The 17,986-nt window shown below is 42.5% G+C and carries 16 protein-coding genes; 8 read left to right on the top strand and 8 right to left on the bottom strand.

Annotated elements, in window-relative coordinates; translation table 11 throughout:
- Positions 1-313: 313 nt before the first annotated feature.
- Together HWQ39_RS15955 and HWQ39_RS15950 are read right to left on the bottom strand one after the other, a co-directional pair.
- The gene (locus HWQ39_RS15955) at positions 314-721 is read right to left on the bottom strand and encodes a thiol-disulfide oxidoreductase DCC family protein (protein ID WP_292846722.1); all 408 of its coding nucleotides are present in this window, start codon (positions 719-721) and stop codon (positions 314-316) included.
- A gap of 281 nt (positions 722-1,002) precedes the next feature.
- Entirely contained in the window at positions 1,003-1,608 is a 606-nt protein-coding gene (locus HWQ39_RS15950) for a Uma2 family endonuclease (RefSeq protein ID WP_292846719.1), read from the bottom strand.
- Positions 1,609-1,798: 190 nt separating this feature from the next.
- Here HWQ39_RS15950 and HWQ39_RS15945 point away from each other — a divergent pair, with 190 nt between their 5' ends.
- The 3 genes from HWQ39_RS15945 to HWQ39_RS15935 all read left to right on the top strand — a co-directional run bounded on the left by HWQ39_RS15945 (position 1,799) and on the right by HWQ39_RS15935 (position 4,663).
- The gene (locus HWQ39_RS15945) at positions 1,799-2,848 is read left to right on the top strand and encodes an aldo/keto reductase (RefSeq protein ID WP_292846716.1); all 1,050 of its coding nucleotides are present in this window, start codon (positions 1,799-1,801) and stop codon (positions 2,846-2,848) included.
- A gap of 180 nt (positions 2,849-3,028) precedes the next feature.
- Positions 3,029-3,607 carry a DNA starvation/stationary phase protection protein Dps gene (gene dps, locus HWQ39_RS15940; protein WP_292846713.1) on the top strand — a complete coding sequence of 193 codons (579 nt, stop codon included), beginning with the start codon at positions 3,029-3,031 and terminating at the stop codon, positions 3,605-3,607.
- A gap of 339 nt (positions 3,608-3,946) precedes the next feature.
- Positions 3,947-4,663, top strand: a complete 717-nt coding sequence (locus HWQ39_RS15935; RefSeq protein WP_292846710.1) for a pirin family protein — start codon at positions 3,947-3,949, stop codon at positions 4,661-4,663.
- A gap of 70 nt (positions 4,664-4,733) precedes the next feature.
- Here HWQ39_RS15935 and HWQ39_RS15930 read toward each other — a convergent pair whose 3' ends face one another.
- On the bottom strand, positions 4,734-6,086 hold the full coding sequence (locus tag HWQ39_RS15930; RefSeq protein WP_292846707.1) for a serine/threonine-protein kinase: 1,353 nt from the start codon (positions 6,084-6,086) through the stop codon (positions 4,734-4,736).
- 101 nt (positions 6,087-6,187) lie between these two features.
- On the opposite strand from HWQ39_RS15930, the gene HWQ39_RS15925 reads away from it, so the two are divergent.
- Positions 6,188-6,331 (top strand): hypothetical protein, encoded by a 144-nt coding sequence (locus tag HWQ39_RS15925; RefSeq protein ID WP_292846705.1) that lies wholly within the window; start codon positions 6,188-6,190, stop codon positions 6,329-6,331.
- Positions 6,332-6,342: 11 nt separating this feature from the next.
- Positions 6,343-6,660 carry a hypothetical protein gene (locus tag HWQ39_RS15920; protein ID WP_292846702.1) on the top strand — a complete coding sequence of 106 codons (318 nt, stop codon included), beginning with the start codon at positions 6,343-6,345 and terminating at the stop codon, positions 6,658-6,660.
- Positions 6,661-6,905: 245 nt separating this feature from the next.
- On the opposite strand, the gene HWQ39_RS15915 is transcribed toward HWQ39_RS15920, so the two are convergent.
- Positions 6,906-10,244, bottom strand: a complete 3,339-nt coding sequence (locus HWQ39_RS15915) for a tetratricopeptide repeat protein (RefSeq protein ID WP_292846699.1) — start codon at positions 10,242-10,244, stop codon at positions 6,906-6,908.
- Positions 10,245-10,509: 265 nt separating this feature from the next.
- Between HWQ39_RS15915 and HWQ39_RS15910 the strand changes: the two genes are divergently transcribed.
- Positions 10,510-11,214: a mobilization protein gene (locus HWQ39_RS15910; protein WP_292846696.1), complete on the top strand. Its 705-nt coding sequence runs from the start codon at positions 10,510-10,512 to the stop codon at positions 11,212-11,214.
- 556 nt (positions 11,215-11,770) lie between these two features.
- On the top strand, positions 11,771-12,493 hold the full coding sequence (locus HWQ39_RS15905; RefSeq protein WP_292846693.1) for a class I SAM-dependent methyltransferase: 723 nt from the start codon (positions 11,771-11,773) through the stop codon (positions 12,491-12,493).
- A gap of 8 nt (positions 12,494-12,501) precedes the next feature.
- On the opposite strand, the gene HWQ39_RS15900 is transcribed toward HWQ39_RS15905, so the two are convergent.
- The 3 genes from HWQ39_RS15900 to HWQ39_RS15890 form a co-directional block, all read right to left on the bottom strand.
- Positions 12,502-12,930, bottom strand: coding sequence for a DUF202 domain-containing protein (locus HWQ39_RS15900; RefSeq protein ID WP_292847120.1), 429 nt, complete (start codon positions 12,928-12,930; stop codon positions 12,502-12,504).
- 328 nt (positions 12,931-13,258) lie between these two features.
- A complete protein-coding gene (locus HWQ39_RS15895) occupies positions 13,259-13,921 on the bottom strand; it encodes a hypothetical protein (RefSeq protein ID WP_292846690.1) in 663 nt (220 codons plus the stop codon).
- 80 nt (positions 13,922-14,001) lie between these two features.
- The gene (locus HWQ39_RS15890; protein ID WP_292846687.1) at positions 14,002-14,709 is read right to left on the bottom strand and encodes a cadmium resistance transporter; all 708 of its coding nucleotides are present in this window, start codon (positions 14,707-14,709) and stop codon (positions 14,002-14,004) included.
- A gap of 206 nt (positions 14,710-14,915) precedes the next feature.
- On the opposite strand from HWQ39_RS15890, the gene HWQ39_RS15885 reads away from it, so the two are divergent.
- Positions 14,916-15,887 (top strand): LysR substrate-binding domain-containing protein, encoded by a 972-nt coding sequence (locus tag HWQ39_RS15885; protein ID WP_292846685.1) that lies wholly within the window; start codon positions 14,916-14,918, stop codon positions 15,885-15,887.
- A 384-nt stretch (positions 15,888-16,271) separates the two neighbouring features.
- On the opposite strand, the gene glpK is transcribed toward HWQ39_RS15885, so the two are convergent.
- Entirely contained in the window at positions 16,272-17,783 is a 1,512-nt protein-coding gene (gene glpK, locus HWQ39_RS15880) for a glycerol kinase GlpK (protein WP_292847117.1), read from the bottom strand.
- Between the last annotated feature and the right edge of the window lie 203 nt (positions 17,784-17,986).

The raw sequence follows: 17,986 nt of genomic DNA, 5'->3' as shown, positions 1-17,986 counted from the left end.
CGAATTGCGGCGCGATGGCGTACCCGCCTCGCAAATGTCATTGATTGCACACACAATGTTTACAAACACGCCAGATAGCATAATGGTTGTTCTAAGAGACTTTTTGCTAGCACCTGGAGGGGGATTTTTGACTAGAAAAATTCTATCTAATGACAAATTCAGTTGTGAGTTGCGGGTTTTTGCAGCCCTGGCGAATGGAATTCGCGGCTACACAAACAAAGTCCACCTCCGTGGACTAAGAGAAAATAAAGTTTTTTAAAACCCACGGAGGTGGATAAAGCCTCGTATAGCTGTGATTTATTTAATATTTAACTTAAGTTGGCTTGCAGCTACCATCCACGCAATATGCCGATTCATAAGTACTGGAACGCTTGCCAAATATCGTATAGCGATTATCGCGGATTTGTTCGTAAAAGCGATCGCCTGTCCATTTCATCCCTGGTAATGCTCGATAAGCGTTTACAAATATACTTCCGGCTGGCAATAACCGCCCAATTTCTTCTACTGCATTGCTACCTTGCCAACGTCTCTGAGGTTGATTGCCATCAATTAAAATCACCCCTTGTTCGCAATCTTGGGCTGAAATTCCCCACTGTAAAAGTGTTTGCTCATCTTGCATCGGAACGTAGCGAAATAACTTTCCGTTGTCTAAGGTTTCTAGCGAGCGCACTAGGGTAACGCAGAGATTACAATTTCCGTCGTATATTACGTAGTAGTTCATTAAAATAACGGCTCTTTGGCTATGACAAATTAGATGTGTCTAAACACAACTTTGGTATTCTAGCTTAGAAAACTGTAGCGATTGCTCTTAGAGGATGTCTGAGAAGTATCAAATATTTTTTGATCCCCCCTAACCCCCCTTAAAAAAGGGGGGAATAAGAGTCTTAAAGTCCCCCTTTTTAAGGGGGATTTAGGGGGATCTCCAAGGGTTAGATGTATACAAAAAAACTTTTCAAACATCCTCTTACCTCACCGAATCATCCCCAGCCCCCAATACCCAGTTCAAATATGCATAATGTCGTCTAGCTTAAGTTGTAAATTTGGCAATGTCTCAGACGAAATACTATCTCCTAACCGATATTTTTCCTGCTGGTACACACCGTTAACTAACTGACAAACGGTGAAGGTAGGTTGTTTAGGATTGCCAATAAACTGCAAACCACCCAAACCACGAAAGTCCACAATCCAATATTCTGGGATATTAAGAAAAGCGTATTCTTCTATTTTCCTTGCATAATCATCTTGCCAATTAGTACTCACAACTTCAGCAACAAGTTTGATTGTATTGCCGTTACAAATAATCGGTTCTTTTTGCCAGAGAGGTTCTTTACTAAGTTCTGCTTTATCTAAAACAATTACATCAGGACGCAGTGCTGTGGCTTCAGCCGCAGGTGGTTTAATCAGACAAGTTTTGGGAACTAGCCAGTTGAAATTAGAATTAAAAATTTCGACATAGATTCTACCAGCAATACTACCTGCAACAGCTTCGTGTGGCCCTGTAGGTTCCATGTCTCTTAATTGCCCGTCGATTAATTCGTAGCGTGTATTATCGCCATATTGGGCGATAAAATCCTCGAAGGTAAGTAGTTTGGGCGAGGTGTAAGTCATTATGTTTTGTTTTGACTTTATTGTAGCGAAGGCATTTGGTACGAAGAGTTAAAATTTGAAGTTTCACCCTCTGAAGCTCAACTTTTAAGTTTTAATTCCTCCCGACTGCTGACTCCTGAATTCTAAATTCTGCTGTATCATGCCTTTGGAATGTTATTTGCTTAGTTTTTTCATTAATGAGAAAATATTCATGAAATACAAACTCCTCGGCAAAAGCGGGTTAAGAGTCTCAGAACTCTCCTTAGGAACCATGACCTTTGGTGAAGATTGGGGCTGGGGTGCATCTGTTGACGAAAGTCGTAAAATCTTTGATAGCTATGTAGAAGCAGGGGGAAATTTCATTGACACCGCCAACGGCTATACCGATGGTAGCAGTGAAAAAATTGTCGGTGAGTTGATTGCTAAAGAACGGGAACGCTTTGTAGTTGCGACAAAATATTCCTTTCCCTTGCGGATGAATGACCAAAAAGGCGACCCTAACGCCAGTGGAAACCATCGCAAGAATTTAATTCAATCTTTAGAAGGTAGCCTGAAACGGCTGAATACGGATTACATTGATTTATTCTGGTTGCACGCTTGGGATTTCACAACGCCGATTGAAGAAGTCTTGCGATCGCTTGATGATGTAGTGCGTCAAGGTAAAGTACTTTACATCGGCATTTCTGATACACCTGCTTGGATCGTTTCTCAAGCAAATACCATCGCCCATTACCAAGGATGGACGCAGTTTATCGCTCTGCAAATTGAGTATAGTTTAATTCAGCGGACACCAGAACGAGACTTATTACCACTGGCGAAAGCCTTTGATTTAGCAGTAACACCGTGGTCGCCTTTAGGTGGTGGTGTGCTGACAGGTAAGTATAATCAGCCTCCTCAAGCAGGTGGTGAACAAGGACGACTCGAGACTTTTGGCGGAGGAATTTCTGAGAAGAATTTAGCGATCGCTAAAGTTGTCAGTGAAGTTGCAGGAGAAATTGGCCATACACCCTCGCAGGTTGCATTAGCTTGGTTAAACGCTCAAAGTGGTGTGATTATTCCGATTATTGGGGCACGTAAATTAACGCAGTTTCAAGATAACTTAGCTTCCTTAGAAGTCCGCCTCTCCCCAGAGCATCTGCAACGTTTAGATGAAGTGAGTAAAATTGAATTGGGTTTTCCCCATGACTTTTTGCAGAATGATACAATTCGCGATCGCCTTTTCGGTGGTACATTTAATACTATAGAAAACCATCGCATTTAATATTATTTCTCATCTAAGCCTTTCTGAGAAAAAATCTCAATTTTAAATCTAAAATTCCAAATTGTATAAACCATAAACAGTAACACATTCAGCCGTTAATATAATCCATCGTCAGAGAGTTTCGCACAGCCAACTAATATCTGTAAAGTTAGATTTAAAAGGCATTAACAACGTAGACTCATGAGCGACAACAACATTACATCACGTCTGTACCCTACTCGCATTGACATTCCTGCCGAAGCGCGAGTGCAAATAGTGGTACTTCTCAACCAAACCTTAGCAGCCACTTCGGATCTGAAAACCCAAGCCAAGCAAGCCCACTGGAATGTTAAAGGAACTGACTTCTACCAGCTACACCTATTATTTGATGAACTGGCTGGAGAATTGGAAGAGTTCATCGATCTAGTAGCTGAACGCGTCACAGCTTTAGGCGGATACGCTTTTGGAACAGTTCGCGCCGCAGCTAGTAATTCAATTTTGCCAGAATATGCCTTAGATATTTTGGATGGTAAAGACCATGTAACAGCCTTAGCAGATCGTTATGCCATATATGCTAAACATCTTAGAGACGCGATCGCTAAAACTGATGAATTAGACGACCTCGATACCGCCGATCTTTACACCGAAATTTCTCGCACCATTGACAAACGACTCTGGTTCTTAGAAGCTCATTTGCAAATAGCAGAAATTAAGGCAGAGAATGGCAATGGCAAAGCAAGTGCTACTAAAACTCAAAAGATCCCTGCTGGTGTAAAATAAGCACTTCTGAGAAAAGTAGTCTTTCTTAAATCTAATAGTATCTTTTTGGTAAGTACGTCACTTTTAAGTGCGTACTTTTCATTTATATGTATATACTTTACTATTGAAATAGGTCAAAACGAAGTCAAGGAATTCCCAATATCTTCAACAAGTTATCCATCAAAATTAATACTTAAACTTGAAGAAGTTATTAGGTTAGTGAAAAGGTATGCTAATTCCATTTTGATTTCAAACTTTGCCAATTTTAGATTTTTCCTGCAATCCAAAAGACGCTCCGATATCTAAAATCCAAAATTGAGTGCTTCCTAACTAAATACTCATTAACAAAGAGGTAAATTTATGTCTCAAAATACAATTACCCACTTAATTCACGATCGCAATGCTCGCGGTCATGCTCAAATGGGCTGGCTTGATAGTTATCACACATTTTCCTTTGGTAGTTTTTACGATCCCAACCGCATGGGATTTCGCTCTCTGCGGGTGATTAACGACGATCGCATCGCCCCTGGTGCTGGATTCCCTACCCACAGTCATCGTGACATGGAAATCCTCACTTATATCTTAGAAGGTGCTGTAGAGCATAAAGACAGCTTGGGTACTGGATCGGTGATTCGCCCTGGTGATGCCCAAATTATGAGCGCTGGAACTGGGATCAGCCACAGTGAATTTAATCCTTCACCAACTGAACCACTGCACTTACTACAAATCTGGATTCTCCCCGATCGAGAAGGAATAACGCCAAGATATGAACAAAAAGCTTTTCCTCTGGAAGAAAAGCAAGGCAAACTCCGCTTAATCGCTGCTAAAGACGGGCGTGATGGTGCTGTGACAATTCACCAAGATGTTGATTTATACACATCTGTTTTAGAGTCAGGTGATGTTGTTAATTATCAAGTAAAAAGCGATCGCTACGCCTGGTTACAAATAGCGCGAGGCATAGTCAACTTAAATGGCGAGGAACTCAGAGCCGGCGATGGTGTACAAATCAACGGCGAAGAACAGCTAGAAATTAGCACCAACATCGGCGGCGAAATATTGCTTTTCGATTTGGGCTAATATCTCCTTTCTCTGTTAAAAGGCTCATCTAAATGAGCCTTTTACTCATTTTTAGACAACATCATGAAAATTAGCAATTTGTTAATCTTTGCGCCACCGCGTCTATGTGTCGCCACCATTGAGTCCCACCAGCCCAAATACGCGAAGGTAAATGTCCTAGAGGAGATGAACTTTGAAAAAAGAATTGCCATTGGGGAGGAGAATTGGCATTATATAAATGCCAACCAACGGCACTACAAAATCTGACATAATCACAGTCAAGACTTTCGTAGATTTGTTTCTGCACACTAAAACCAAAATGCCCTTGACTGTATTTAATCCACAACTGGTCAATTATCTGTAAATCTTCACAGGGTAGCTTGGCAATATCACTCATGAATAGATAGCTACCAGTTGGTTTCAGGATAGCTTGACACATCAATACCCAAGTTTCTTCATCTGCTAAGTGCCATTGTTTGGTGGCGAGTAAATCGCGTAGTCGATGATAGTCAACTCCTACTTCAGAATGCAGCTTATTAACTGACTGTTGTGGAACGATGTGGTGACAGAAATTTAATGCTTGCAAAACTTCCGTCGCTGATTTGTAACGTTGCGAGGTGGCATTTTGCAGCAGCTTGTCCAGAATTGTGCCAAGTTTTGGACTGATAGTATTCCCTGGTAATAGATAATCACGCCAGACCCAGCGATCGCAAGTCACATCAAACAAATCAAAAGGGGAAATATCAGTTAATAAATGAATGCAGGTGACACCTAAACTATAAAGGTCACTGGCTGGTATTGCTTTTCCCCTAGTTTGTTCAGGAGCGATATATTCTGGACTACCTACAGTAGTTCCTGTTTGTAGTAAAGCTGTAGCGGTGATATGTTTGGCAACACCAAAATCAATTAAGATTAATTGACCTTGGGCAGAACTACGAATAATATTTGCTGGTTTGATATCCCGGTGAATAATTTGCAAGTCATGAATAAATTGCAACACTAGCAATAATTCTTTGAGTATTTGCTGGATTTTTTGTTCGTTAAAGACTCCATTTTCTTGCAATTCTTCTTTGAGCGTCTGTCCTGGAATCCATTCTTCTACTAGATACAGACGATTTTCTTGTTCAAAATACCCTAGCAGTTTTGGGATTTGTGGATGTTGCAATTCATCAAGACGCGTTGCTTCCTGACGAAATAATTTCATTGCTTGATCGGAGTTGCGGCCAGATGAAGCAGGAAAATTAAATTGTTTGATGATGCATTTAGGTTGGGAGGGAAATTGCTCATCCACAGCTAAGAATGTTATGCCAAACCCACCATGCCCAACTTGTCGCCATAAATGATAACGGTGATTGAGCAGAAGTTGTTCGCCACATTTGAGACAAACTTTAGTTGTCTGGGGGTTGTGGCTATATAAACAGCCAATATTAGGACAGAGTTTCATAACTCGCTGTTCTCTTGGGATAGTCCATCATAATCTCTGTCTGAAAAAATCCAGTTTAATTTCAGCGATCGCACTCAATACCTTTCGGTTAAGGTTTTTTGATGAAAATTATAAATTTCAAAGACGCGATAAATCGGCGTCAAGACAAAAGACTGATTATTGTAGAGACGGCGATTCATCGCGTCTCTTGCCTTAACCGAACAGTATTGCGATCGCACTCTCCAACAACCAAGCCACAAGTCTAAAAAACTGGTGAATGAGTATCAAAGACTCTCGCGCGAGTATTAAAGACTCGTCCACGAGTATCAAAGACTCGCTCACGAATATCAAAGACTCTCGCACGAATATCAAAGACTCTCGCGCGAGTATTAAAGACTCGTCCACGAATATCAAAGACTCGCTCACGAATATCAAAGACTCTCGCACGAATATCAAAGACTCTCGCGCGAGTATTAAAGACTCGTCCACGAATATCAAAGACTCGCTCACGAATATCAAAGACTCTCGCACGAATATCAAAGACTCTCGCACGAATATCAAAGGCTTGTGGATGAGTCAGCTTAACTCAAAATAGATGGATCGCTTAGAGGTTGTTTGAAAAGTTTTTCACTGTGATTTTAGGCACGTTTAGATCCCCCCTAACCCCCCTTAAAAAGGGGGGAACCGGAATCAAAGTCCCCCTTAAAAAGGGGGATTTAGGGGGATCTAGAATGTTTTGTTACCGATAAGAGAAGTTTTCAAACATCCTCTTATACCAATTCTTCAAAATAGCTGACAAATGCCAACCTAAAAAAATGAATTAAATTCTAAATTTCTTAATTACGAATTACGAATTAAATCTTGCACTCTCGCTACAACTTGCCCTAATCTCTCAGCATCAGGCGATTGAATACGCTGCAATATTTTCAAGGCTGGCTGCAAATAATCTAGTGCTTGATTATAATTGCCCTGTTGCTCTGCTATGTGTCCTAACCACCACAACGTCATTGCCTTGCCTTGGACATTGCCGATTTGTTCATTGATGGCAAGGGATTGTTGATAAAGGGCTTCTGCTTCTTCTATTTCTCCGCTATTGGCTTTGAGTATTCCCAGTTGGTGCAACGTCGCCGCCTTGCCTTGGACATTGCCGATTTGTTCTTTGATGACAAGGGATTGTTGATAAAGGGCTTCTGCTTCTTCTATTTCTCCGCTATTGGCTTTGAGTATTCCCAGTTGGTGCAACGTCGCCGCCTTGCCTTGGACATTGCCGATTTGTTCTTTGATGACAAGGGATTGTTGATAAAGGGCTTCTGCTTCTTCTATTTCTCCGCTATTGGCTTTGAGTATTCCCAGTTGGTGCAACGTCGCCGCCTTGCCTTGGACATCGCCGATTTGTTCTTTGAGAGCGAGGGATTGTTGATAAAGGGCGATCGCTTCTTCTATTTCTCCTCTATTGGCTTTGAGCATTCCCAGTTGGTGCAACGTCGCCGCCTTGCCTTGGACATCGCCGATTTGTTCTGTGATGGCAAGGGATTGTTGATAAAGGGCGATCGCTTCCTCTATTTCTCCTCTATTGGCTTTGAGCATTCCCAGTTGGTGCAACGTCGCCGCCTTGCCTTGGACATCGCCGATTTGTTCTGCGATGGCAAGGGATTGTTTATAAAGGGCGATCGCTTCCTCTATTTCTCCTCTATTGGCTTTGAGTCTTCCCAAACAATGCTGAATTGCTGATTGTTGTTCTTTGTCTTCAAAGGGACAGAGGTTTAACGCTTGTTGATAATGCCTCAGTGCCTTATCAACCTCACCAACTTGACTCTCACAATAAGCTATCACCTTGAGAATGCGATAATCCTCAGTAATTTCTAAGGTTAATTTACACAGTTGTACCGCTTCTCTGAAACGACTTTGATCCCACCAGCGATGTACTACACTGCTTGCTATATCGGCTGCTTTTTTTTCTTCCTTGCCCAACAACGCCAACCGATGAATTTCTAACCATTGTTCCTCAATTGATGTTTTCGCCACCTCCCACCAAAGGCAATACAACACCTCAGCCGCTTGCTTATACAGAGTTTCCCCATTTGACGGTAACTGCACAGGCAGAATACGCGGCACTCGTAACGCCTCATCATGACTTACTTCCAACAGTCCTAATGCCACCGCCCGATTAATATAATCTTCCAAATTAGAGATATTCTCACAAACTGCGGCTAAAGCTTCCCTTGGTACTGGCAACTCAAATACCAATCCCCGTGACAACATCTCTTGCATGGTTGTATTCATCTGTTGCAACAGCGCCTCTGCCAAAACTTGCTCTCGCAACTCCACCGGATCTGCTGCTAACTGATTTAAAATTGCCGCCACATCAACAGTTGAATTTTGCAGAATCTTATCCAACCATTCCAGCAAGCGGGGATTACCATCAGCCAACTTCTGCGCTTGCGATTTTAACGCCTCATCCACCTGAGATTTAGCACTAAAAGCAGTAAGGCGGTTAAACTTTTTTCGCAAATCTGCGCCTTGCAGTGCATCTAACGGCTGCTTGTAGAAATACTGCAACTGCGTAAATTCAAAATTGTAACGACAGGTAATAATGATGCGGTGAGAAGTGTAATTTTCTCTAATTGCCCAAACTACAGCTTTCATTACCTCTGCTGCATCTGATTGCAGCACATAACTCTCATTGCGGGTTTCTAAATTCACTTCAAAGTCATCCAGCACCAACAAAAACGGCTTTGCTTCCTCATGCAACTTCTGGAAAACTCGCCGCAGCCGAAATCTCAACTCTTCATCGTAATTTTGTAGGTTTTTGCGTTGTTCGTTCTCATCCAACTTTTCTGCTAAACGACTCACTAAACTGGCTTCATCAATGTGTCCCACCCAGACAACACGCTCAAAATTCGGCAGTCTATCACACAGCCTAGCTGCTAAACTACTTTTACCCAAACCGCCCATGCCATGAATCAACACTCCAACTTCATCGCTTGGTTGACTCAGCACCCGTAAACAATTTTGCAATTGACGGCGACGACCAATAAAACTCTCCCGTGTCGGGACTTTCACCTTACCCGCAGAATCTAAAAACTGGGTAGAAACAGAAAGTGGCGGTGCTGGTTTACGTCCACGAGTCCGCAAGGGTGTAACTAGAGAACTTGGTAAATTACCTCCTACATAAAGCCGCAACAAATGCCAATCTTGCGCCTTGTTCTTAATTAATGCATGGTATGTACAAGCAACAGCTTCAGTGATTTGTTTTCCGGCTGACAATTCCTGATATAACGCGGCTGCTGCGGCTGTAGCATCAGGTTCTAAAACCTTTTGACCCCAACCCAAAACCGCTTTTGCTCCCGATTTCAGCAATTCTTCAGCCATTGACGGCACAGATCCCGAATTGCCTGCTTGCCCAGTGCGACAACCAGAGAGGAAGATCAGTTTAGGCAGTCGGAATTGTAATTCTTGGGCGATATCTTCGGCACTGGCATAGTTAGCTTCACCCGTTGCCGTTTCTGTAATAAAGCGGGGTTGCCCATCTTGTAAAGTAGCATGACCCGTCAGGTGTAAAACATCAAAATATTCCTTGTCGTAACCATCGACTAAATAACCCAACTCCGACAAACAGCCGCTTTCTTCCACCGTCAGCGCTAAAGGTTGCCGCGTTGTCGCCTCCAAAATCCGTGCTTCTTCTCCCTCAAAATCCAACACAGGTTTGACATCCAAAGGCGAAGTTGCCATAAACAAAACTTGCAGCGCCCGATTTTCAGGTTCCCCGTCAATGGTCAAATTTTTTACCGTACTATCTGACACCCACCGCACCGGGACAATCGCCGGGACTCGCTCAACCAAAAAGCTAACGCCATCATGCAGCACTTCCCAAGGCAGATGAGCAAGTTTTTCAGCTGCGGCTATCGCTAATACAATTCCCTCACGCTTATACTTATCTAGCAAGGGTTGCAGCCAGCGATCGCTCCCATCTAACCAGTTATACAACCGCCCTCCAGTTATCGTATAATCCTCTGGAAAAAACGAAACGTAATAATCTCGCTCTGCCAACTCAATCAAATCGGCGATTTCTTTTACAGGGAGCGATCGCTTTTCATACTGGTTTGGATTATCAATAAAGTAACGTAACTCTACGTAATTATCATCAACTGGTTTGAGGTCGAGGTGGAGGGTTTGCACATTCTCAATCTTGAGACTTTAGTATTTACCCCCACCCCCAATTCTGTCTCTACGATTCCAAAAATTTGGCGAATCTCTTCCAGGGTTGCATCCTCGTCCGCGCAGACAGACTTTGCCTGTGTAAAATGAGACTGTTGGAAAACTATATCTAAATCACGGTTATACTTTCTCATAAAACTAACAAAAAAACTGGGCGGCAATGTCCAAAAAGTTCTTAGTTTGGGAAAGATGTATCAGACTTTAATAATTATTAGAGGTGGCTGTAATGCCGACGATTCATTTTGTGGATGGTGAAAAAGGCGGGGTAGGAAAATCTCTCTTTACCAGGACAATGATTCAGTATTGCCTGGATAAGAAAATCCCGTTCGTACCCGTGGAGACAGATAGATCAAATCCAGATGTTGCAGGGGTATATAAGGAGATATGTAAATATGCCGTTTTTAGTGAAAATGAACGACAGTCAAATAAGGCAGATAGAATATTTGAGTGGGCGATAGAGAAGCCAGTAATTGTGAATTTAGCTGCACAATCCCATAGAGCAGTACAAGGGTGGATTGAATCTAATCAATTAATTGAACTAGGAAGTTCGCAGGGAGTGACGTTTTGCAAATGGTTTGTATCCACAGGAGGATACGACAGCATCAACCTATTTACTCAGTCAGTGAATACCTACGGTGAAAAAATCTCCCATATTCTAGTGAGAAATTTAGGGCTGTGTGATGATTGGGAGCATCTAGAGTCAGACTCCAACTTTCAGAACATAGTCAATAAATATCAGATAAGAGTTATCGATTTTCCGAAGTTAGCATATAGAGAAAGAAACATAATTGACCAAAATCGCCTAACTTTTGCAGAGGCTAGAGAGTATAAAGAATTTGGGGTAATTGGGAAACAGAGAGTGGTGAATTTTCTGAAGCTTGCTTATGGTGCTTTTGAGAAAGTAGGTATCTGGTATGAAAAACTTGAATAGTTTTGCCGTTAGCTTGTGTTATGGCGGTTTCTATTCAGATGAGGTACAAGATTATACCGCAAGGTGTAGGGGCACGGCAGTGCCCATTGGTGTCAACTTAACGCGAAACCGCTTGTCCGCCGGGAATTTCAATTCCCGTCTCATAGCTAAAGTCATTTGAAGATGACTAAATATCGCCAAAAATCTCTAGTCTACTTCAGTAGACTTAAGCTATTAGCCCGAAAATTTATTTCCGGGTGGGCATGGAAGCCAACAGATAAGCTATTTCCAGCTTAAGTTGACACCTATGGGCAGTGCCGTGCCCCTACGGGTGTACTTTACTAAGTCGGGAAATGCTATAGCAGGTTTTTGATATCAGTGAAAAAGCAAGGGGACAGGTTCGGATAAGCAAGGGAGGCAAGAGGATTATTGTTCAGTAATTCTTCTCTCCCCATACTTATCTTCTACCCCTGTTTCCCCTCTGCCTGCCTCAACCAAAAAATTCCTTAACCGAACGGTATTGCCCTGCCTCTTATGAATTTGACTACAATCCTTAGAAAGAGTAGTAAAAACCTAAATGTCTAAAAAGTCCGATTCTCAGTTCCAAAATCTCTTTAGTTCACCCAAATCAAGCAACTGGGACGAAAGATTAGCCCAAATAGCCTATCGCTTTAACCGCGAGTATCAACGTGAAACCTTTGAACTCCCAGAAGAAGTACAAGCGATGCCGATATTCCGCGAGTGGATTGCTGGGAGTTTCTCAGGGAGAATTGCTTCACCTTTCTGGGAAATTGCTAAACCTCAAAAAAACCAGCACTGTATAGATATTGGCTGTGGGATCAGTTTTTTAATCTATCCTTGGCGGGATTGGCAAGCATTTTTTCATGGGCAAGAAATCAGTAATGTGGCACGGGATACCCTTAATTCCCGTGGGCCGCAGTTGAATTCTAAGCTGTTCAAAGGTGTTGAGTTGGGAGCCGCTCATCAGTTAAACTACTCACCAGAGCAATTTGACATTGCGATCGCCACAGGATTTAGCTGCTATTTTCCACTCGAATATTGGGATGCTGTACTAGCAGAAGTCAAGCGGGTATTAAAACCAGGTGGACATTTTGTGTTTGACGTTCTCAATCCAGAACAGCCTCTAGCAGAAGATTGGGCAGTTCTAGAAACCTATTTGGGTGCTGAAGTGTTTTTAGAGCCTTTGGCTAAGTGGGAAAAAACCATTAAAGCGGCTGGTGCTAAAATAGTGACGCAGAAATCAGGGGAATTATTTGAGTTATACAAAGTGCGGTTTTAAAAATACTATTACTCAGGGATGACTGGACTCATGGGATCTAAAGAAGTTGTAAAAACAAAATAGATTACCCCAGTTCCGAGAATCATCACAGCCAGACTGAAAAGCAATACCCAACGGTCTGTTGGTTCATAAGTATCTTCTTCGATATCACGACGGACAGCGAAATAGTGTGACGTTGAGAGCCAGACTGTGATTAAACCCACCAGCGAGAAGACTAAACCTAACTTCCAGCCATTGCCAGGACGGGGTACTAAAGGTACATGGAAGGCACGCAAACGCACGATGACCACACCAAAACCTAAAAGAGCGATTCCTGTCCGCATCCAAGCGAGGTAGGTACGCTCGTTTGCCAAGTGATCTCGGATTCTGGACGGATTCAGTCGTCCTGGCTTTTTCTTCTCTTTATCTTCTTCTGTAGGTTTCAATTTTAACTGCATCAATAACACCCTTGTCCCCAAAGCGGCTCTTATCAAAAAAATGCTGAGGTAGTAGGAAATCTCTTTCCAGATGACTTGTACCCAGCGCAATAGTTGCGCTACTGAAATATGCCTGTTGTGATTGTACATTTTTTTCAAAATTTATTCTAATGCAGATATGAAAATAAAACAAGCCTAAAATCGAGGATAAATAAAATCAAAAAAATCAAAAAAATAGCCAACATCAGAGAGATTTTTCACCAGTGTTTGTCCTGTTTTTCTCTGATTTTGGCTATTACCCTGTTTAAATTCAGAACAATCATTCAAAAATAGACTATAGAGTTCTATTTCAAGACTGATTGCTAGGCGCATTAGGAACTCGTGTATTTATGAGATCCTGCGATATATCTGGGATAAACCAGTTAGCCTCTTTGCTGCTAACAACTTTTACAGTCGGGACATTCAATTCAATCGCAGCAGTATCTTGATTCTTCTTAATTACCAACTGAGTTCCATCAAGAATCTTCAAAGCTGCTGCTCCTATCAATTCTTCACCTTGCCCATTGGGACTAGAAGTGAAATTTGCTACCTGGGCATCATTCGGTAGATAGATGCCATCACAATCCCAGTTATTTTTTGTGGATTGACCATCAGCTAGAAAATATAGACCATTGTCGTATACGGCATCTTCATTGTCTTCATCATTTGGTCTTTTACCGTATACCGCTATGGTATTACCTGTTTGGTTGTTGCATTGACCCCAATTGATTCCCGTCTCTAAAGCATATTTTTGCAGTGTTAATTCCTCGGTTCTCTTTTGAATTTCTTCTGGTGTGAGACCTTCAACTTGAGTTTGAGTATCTTTTGTCTGCGAGAGTTGCTTAAGTGCTTTAGTGACTTCGATGTAATCAGGGTTTTTGCTAAATTTTGGTCTATCAGCAAAAGAAGGTTGAGCAAAGGCTAGATTAGCGACAATCATTAAGACAATTAGCAGAGATTTCCAGATTTTCATGTTTTGATTCCTGTTGATGGGTAAGATACTTTCCAGTTTAGAATTCATTTTGCTCAGAAAATTGATGATGCACCTCTTTATTAGACACTTAATTTTTCATGTTCTTCACTCGATTGTTGAGTATTGAAGCCTAAAATTAATGAGAATACATAACTAGAAACTACAGATAAAAGAGTCCAAGTAACATTTTCGGAGACAATAAACACGCCCAAGCCAATCAAGATACAAGGTACAAAAGTGTTACCATTTTCAGTTAAAAAGTTGGCGATCGCAGGTAAGTAGGTTAACTTATAAGCGGTATAACACCATACACCCACCATTGTAAAAAATACACCTATTATCACCAGCAGGCTATCTAATTCCGAGTTGGCAAACAGAGGCACATAGACGCTGATATTATCACTGCCATTAGCAAAGGCGATCGCAGCGACATTACAAGTTTGTGGAGAGAGAAAATTGCTAATTATAGAGGGACAAGACGGCTCAGTTTCTTCGGCTTCCTCTTGTGAATCCTCTTCGCGTTTTAGTAAACTGCTCACACCAATGATTATGGGCATTAAGCCAAGTAGTCTAATCCAGTCCTGCGGTATGATCATTCCACCGAAGAAACCAGGAAGGCTAGCAACGATCAATGCTGCAAAACCGAGATACTGACCAGCCAGGATATGACGACTACGGAACGTTTTACTTATTTGTGAAAAAAGCAACGTCAGAATGACAATATCATCAATGTTGGTGGCAGTGAATGCGGTAATCCCTGTGGTAATTGCAGTTACTAAATCGCTCATTTTTGGAAGTCCTTATTTTCGTGCTTGGGCTTGGGGCATTGGGCATTGCTTATTTCCCCTTGCTCTCTAGTTGGCCGTTTGAGTCCGTGCCGAAGCCTTGATTTATACTTTAGTCAAATTAACCGATAGAATCAAATGCTTTTATTTGTCAAAATGATAAATGAAAGTGATTAAAAATTTGACACCAAGTTGTAGGGATACCATAAATGGCAGGAATGACGCTTGAGCAGCTAAAAATCTTTCTGGCTGTGGCGCAGAACTTACACTTTACTCGCGCAGCCGAGGAGCTTTATATTACACAACCTGCCGTCAGTGCAGCGATTCACAACTTAGAGCAAGAATACGGTGTGAAACTATTCCATCGGATTGGTCGCCATATCGAGATTGCTGAGGCGGGTAAATTACTGCAAGTAGAAGCGCAGAAAATTCTCGATCAAGTTTCCTTGACTGAAAGGGGATTGCGAGAATTGAACAATCTGCAACGGGGTGAATTGAAATTAGGGTCGAGTCTGACAATTGGCAACTACTGGCTACCAAGTAAGATTAGTGAGTTTAAGAGCCAATATCCTGGTATTCAGATTGACTGTACCCTTGCCAATGCCGAAACGATTTGTGTCGGTACAGCAATGGGACAGTTTGATTTAGGTTTGGTGGAAGGAGATGTGAAGCCAGCACTTCAGAATACTCTAGAGTACGAAATAGTGGGGAGCGATCGCTTGCAAATTGTGGTTGGTCAAAAACACCCTTGGTTTGAGTGGGGAGAAGTTGATTTAAGCCAACTAACTCAAACTCCTTGGGTAATGCGGGTGCGGGAATCGGGAACACAGCAAAGGTTTGAGGAAGCGTTGCAAAATTGGGGTATCAACCTCAGTGAACTGAATGTAATTTTAGTATTCACCAGTGGCGAGATGGCAAAAGCCGCAATTGAAAATGGCGTCGGTGCAACTGGAATTTCTGAGTTGATGGTAAAAAAAGAAATCCAGTTGGGAACTCTGCGGGCAATTCGAGTTATTGATAATAGAGAAGGCAACGGTGCGATCGCAGAAATAGTCCGACCTTTTTTCAAACTCAAGCATCGTCAGCGTTTTCAAACTGCTCTTTCTAAAGTCTTTGAGCAAATGTTGATATCGTCTATGTTAGATGGCTCATATCAGCATTTATCAAAATCAGTTATTTAACAATAGACCACGCGGTAGGGTCACAGTATTGCTCATTGGTGTCAACTTAAGCTAAAACCCTTTTTAAATCTCGTTTCTAGCCTCTGGCTGGAAATGCAACTCAAAAGCGGCTCTGCCGCCAGTAAGGGGGGCGGAGCCTCAACGACGGGCATTCCCAGTCTCCGACTGGGAACGAGGCAATTTAAAAGCTGGTTCTAGGCTTGCTTTGACGTTAAGTTGACACCAATGAGCAATGCTGTGCCCTTACAACAGATGTGGTTCAAATACATAAAAACTACTGTAACAAAAAAGAATTCAGAAATCAGCAGCCAGAATTCCGAATTGAATTCTGTGTGACTGGTGGACGCCGATGTGAATACGAGAGGCTGTGCCAACGACTCTAGGCTAATCTTCCCAAGCGAGAGTTCGTTTCACTGCCTTTTGCCAAGTAGCAAAGTTGGACAAGGGAAAATCGCTTTTTGGCTCAAACACATAGTCAATCTGTCGTTGTCTCACCAGTTCTTCATAGCTCTCCCAAAATCCTACAGCTAAACCTGCTGCAAATGCTGCACCCTGAACGGTCGTATCACGCATAATCGGACGTTCGACTGGAATACCTAACACATCAGCCTGAAACTGCATCAGAAAATTATTTTCGCAAGCACCGCCATCTACAGTTAATCGCCCAACTGGACTGCTAGATGCATTTATCGCTTGCACCACCTCCAGAACTTGATAGGCGATCGCTTCCAGCACGGCGCGAACTAGATGCTCTGGTTGTACGCTGGCGGTAATGCCAAAAAAGGCTCCCCTCGCGCTCATATCCCAGTAGGGCGCACCCAATCCACTAAATGCAGGCACAAAATAGACTCCGCCATTATCTTTTACCTGATTTGCCATCGCTTCAGTTTCAGCAGCAGTTTTAATCAGCTTGAGGCGATCGCGCAGCCATTGAATACAAGCTCCACTAGTAAACATACTGCCTTCTAGGGCATAGCCTATATCTAAATCTCCGCTTGGTTTTCTTTGTGTCCAGGCAATAGTAGAAATAAGTTGGTGGTGCGATCGCACCATCTTATTGCCTGTGTAAGCGACTAAAAAGCTACCAGTACCGTAAGTACATTTCATCAAACCGGGGCGATCGCAGCCATGACCAAATAGAGCAGCTTGCTGATCTCCCAAGATGGCAGTAATGGGAATTTCAGCGCCCAACAAGTTACTATCAGTGACTCCAAATACTCCTAAACTGGGCTGAATCTGAGGCAAAATATGAACTGGAATTTGAAACAGATCCAATAAAACCTCATCCCATTCACAGGTTTTGAGATTCATTAGCATTGTACGGCTGGCGTTGCTGTGGTCAGTAGCATGGACTTTCCCACCTGTGAGGTTCCACAACACCCAGGTATCAATAGTGCCAGCTAAGACGTTGTTCAAGTCAACATCGGTAAACTTGTCTAAGAGCCATCTGAGCTTGGTAGCAGAAAAATAAGCATCGATGATTAATCCGGTGCGATCATAAATTTCTTCAGCGTAGCCTTGCTCTTGTAACTGGTGGCAAAGGAGAGCAGTGCGGCGATCTTGCCAGACGATCGCTCTATGGAGTGGTTTACCTGTAGTTTTGTCCCAAATCAAACAGGTTTCCCGCTGTACAGTTAGTCCCAAAGCTGCGATCGCTGATGGAGCAATCTGGGCATTCCGAATTGCAGTTTGCATTACCCAACAAGTATCCTGCCAGATCTGTTGAGGGTCATGTTCTAACCATCCAGGCTGAGGATAATGCTGAGTTAGTTCTTTGTATGCCTGCCCAACAATCTTGCCGTCTGCATTAAACACAAAGGCGCGGTTGCCTGTCGTACCTAAGTCCAGTGCTAAGATGTAGCCCAATGATGGAGTTGTGTTGCCAAGTGTGTACATAGCCGCTTTGAATGCTGCGTAGGCGTAGCCCGTCGTAGGTAATGCGTTCAATCAGATATACATTATTTTGGGTACATTTTTTAATTTTGCGTAGGCGTAGCCCGCCGTAGGCATCGCGTTATATTATGTCCGGGTAATTAGTTATGATTCAGCAGGTGCGATTTGGTCATGGTGCTACTTAACTTACTTCCTCAATCTGGACT

The organism is Nostoc sp. NMS8 (genome assembly GCF_017115045.1).
In the GTDB taxonomy this organism is placed as follows: Bacteria; Cyanobacteriota; Cyanobacteriia; order Cyanobacteriales; family Nostocaceae; genus Nostoc.
The sequence above is the reverse complement of the archived record's forward strand: the minus strand, read 5'-3'. Positions and strand labels throughout refer to the sequence as shown.

What these genes read in the sequence shown, in the direction of transcription:
- HWQ39_RS15955 (WP_292846722.1), bottom strand. Translation starts at nt 721, where the DNA reads ATGAACTACTACGTAATATACGACGGAAATTGTAATCTCTGCGTTACC.
- HWQ39_RS15950 (WP_292846719.1), bottom strand. Translation starts at nt 1,608, where the DNA reads ATGACTTACACCTCGCCCAAACTACTTACCTTCGAGGATTTTATCGCC.
- HWQ39_RS15945 (WP_292846716.1), top strand. Translation starts at nt 1,799, where the DNA reads ATGAAATACAAACTCCTCGGCAAAAGCGGGTTAAGAGTCTCAGAACTC.
- dps (WP_292846713.1), top strand. Translation starts at nt 3,029, where the DNA reads ATGAGCGACAACAACATTACATCACGTCTGTACCCTACTCGCATTGAC.
- HWQ39_RS15935 (WP_292846710.1), top strand. Translation starts at nt 3,947, where the DNA reads ATGTCTCAAAATACAATTACCCACTTAATTCACGATCGCAATGCTCGC.
- HWQ39_RS15930 (WP_292846707.1), bottom strand. Translation starts at nt 6,086, where the DNA reads ATGAAACTCTGTCCTAATATTGGCTGTTTATATAGCCACAACCCCCAG.
- HWQ39_RS15925 (WP_292846705.1), top strand. Translation starts at nt 6,188, where the DNA reads ATGAAAATTATAAATTTCAAAGACGCGATAAATCGGCGTCAAGACAAA.
- HWQ39_RS15920 (WP_292846702.1), top strand. Translation starts at nt 6,343, where the DNA reads ATGAGTATCAAAGACTCTCGCGCGAGTATTAAAGACTCGTCCACGAGT.
- HWQ39_RS15910 (WP_292846696.1), top strand. Translation starts at nt 10,510, where the DNA reads ATGCCGACGATTCATTTTGTGGATGGTGAAAAAGGCGGGGTAGGAAAA.
- HWQ39_RS15905 (WP_292846693.1), top strand. Translation starts at nt 11,771, where the DNA reads ATGTCTAAAAAGTCCGATTCTCAGTTCCAAAATCTCTTTAGTTCACCC.
- HWQ39_RS15900 (WP_292847120.1), bottom strand. Translation starts at nt 12,930, where the DNA reads ATGCAGTTAAAATTGAAACCTACAGAAGAAGATAAAGAGAAGAAAAAG.
- HWQ39_RS15895 (WP_292846690.1), bottom strand. Translation starts at nt 13,921, where the DNA reads ATGAAAATCTGGAAATCTCTGCTAATTGTCTTAATGATTGTCGCTAAT.
- HWQ39_RS15890 (WP_292846687.1), bottom strand. Translation starts at nt 14,709, where the DNA reads ATGAGCGATTTAGTAACTGCAATTACCACAGGGATTACCGCATTCACT.
- HWQ39_RS15885 (WP_292846685.1), top strand. Translation starts at nt 14,916, where the DNA reads ATGGCAGGAATGACGCTTGAGCAGCTAAAAATCTTTCTGGCTGTGGCG.
- glpK (WP_292847117.1), bottom strand. Translation starts at nt 17,783, where the DNA reads ATGTACACACTTGGCAACACAACTCCATCATTGGGCTACATCTTAGCA.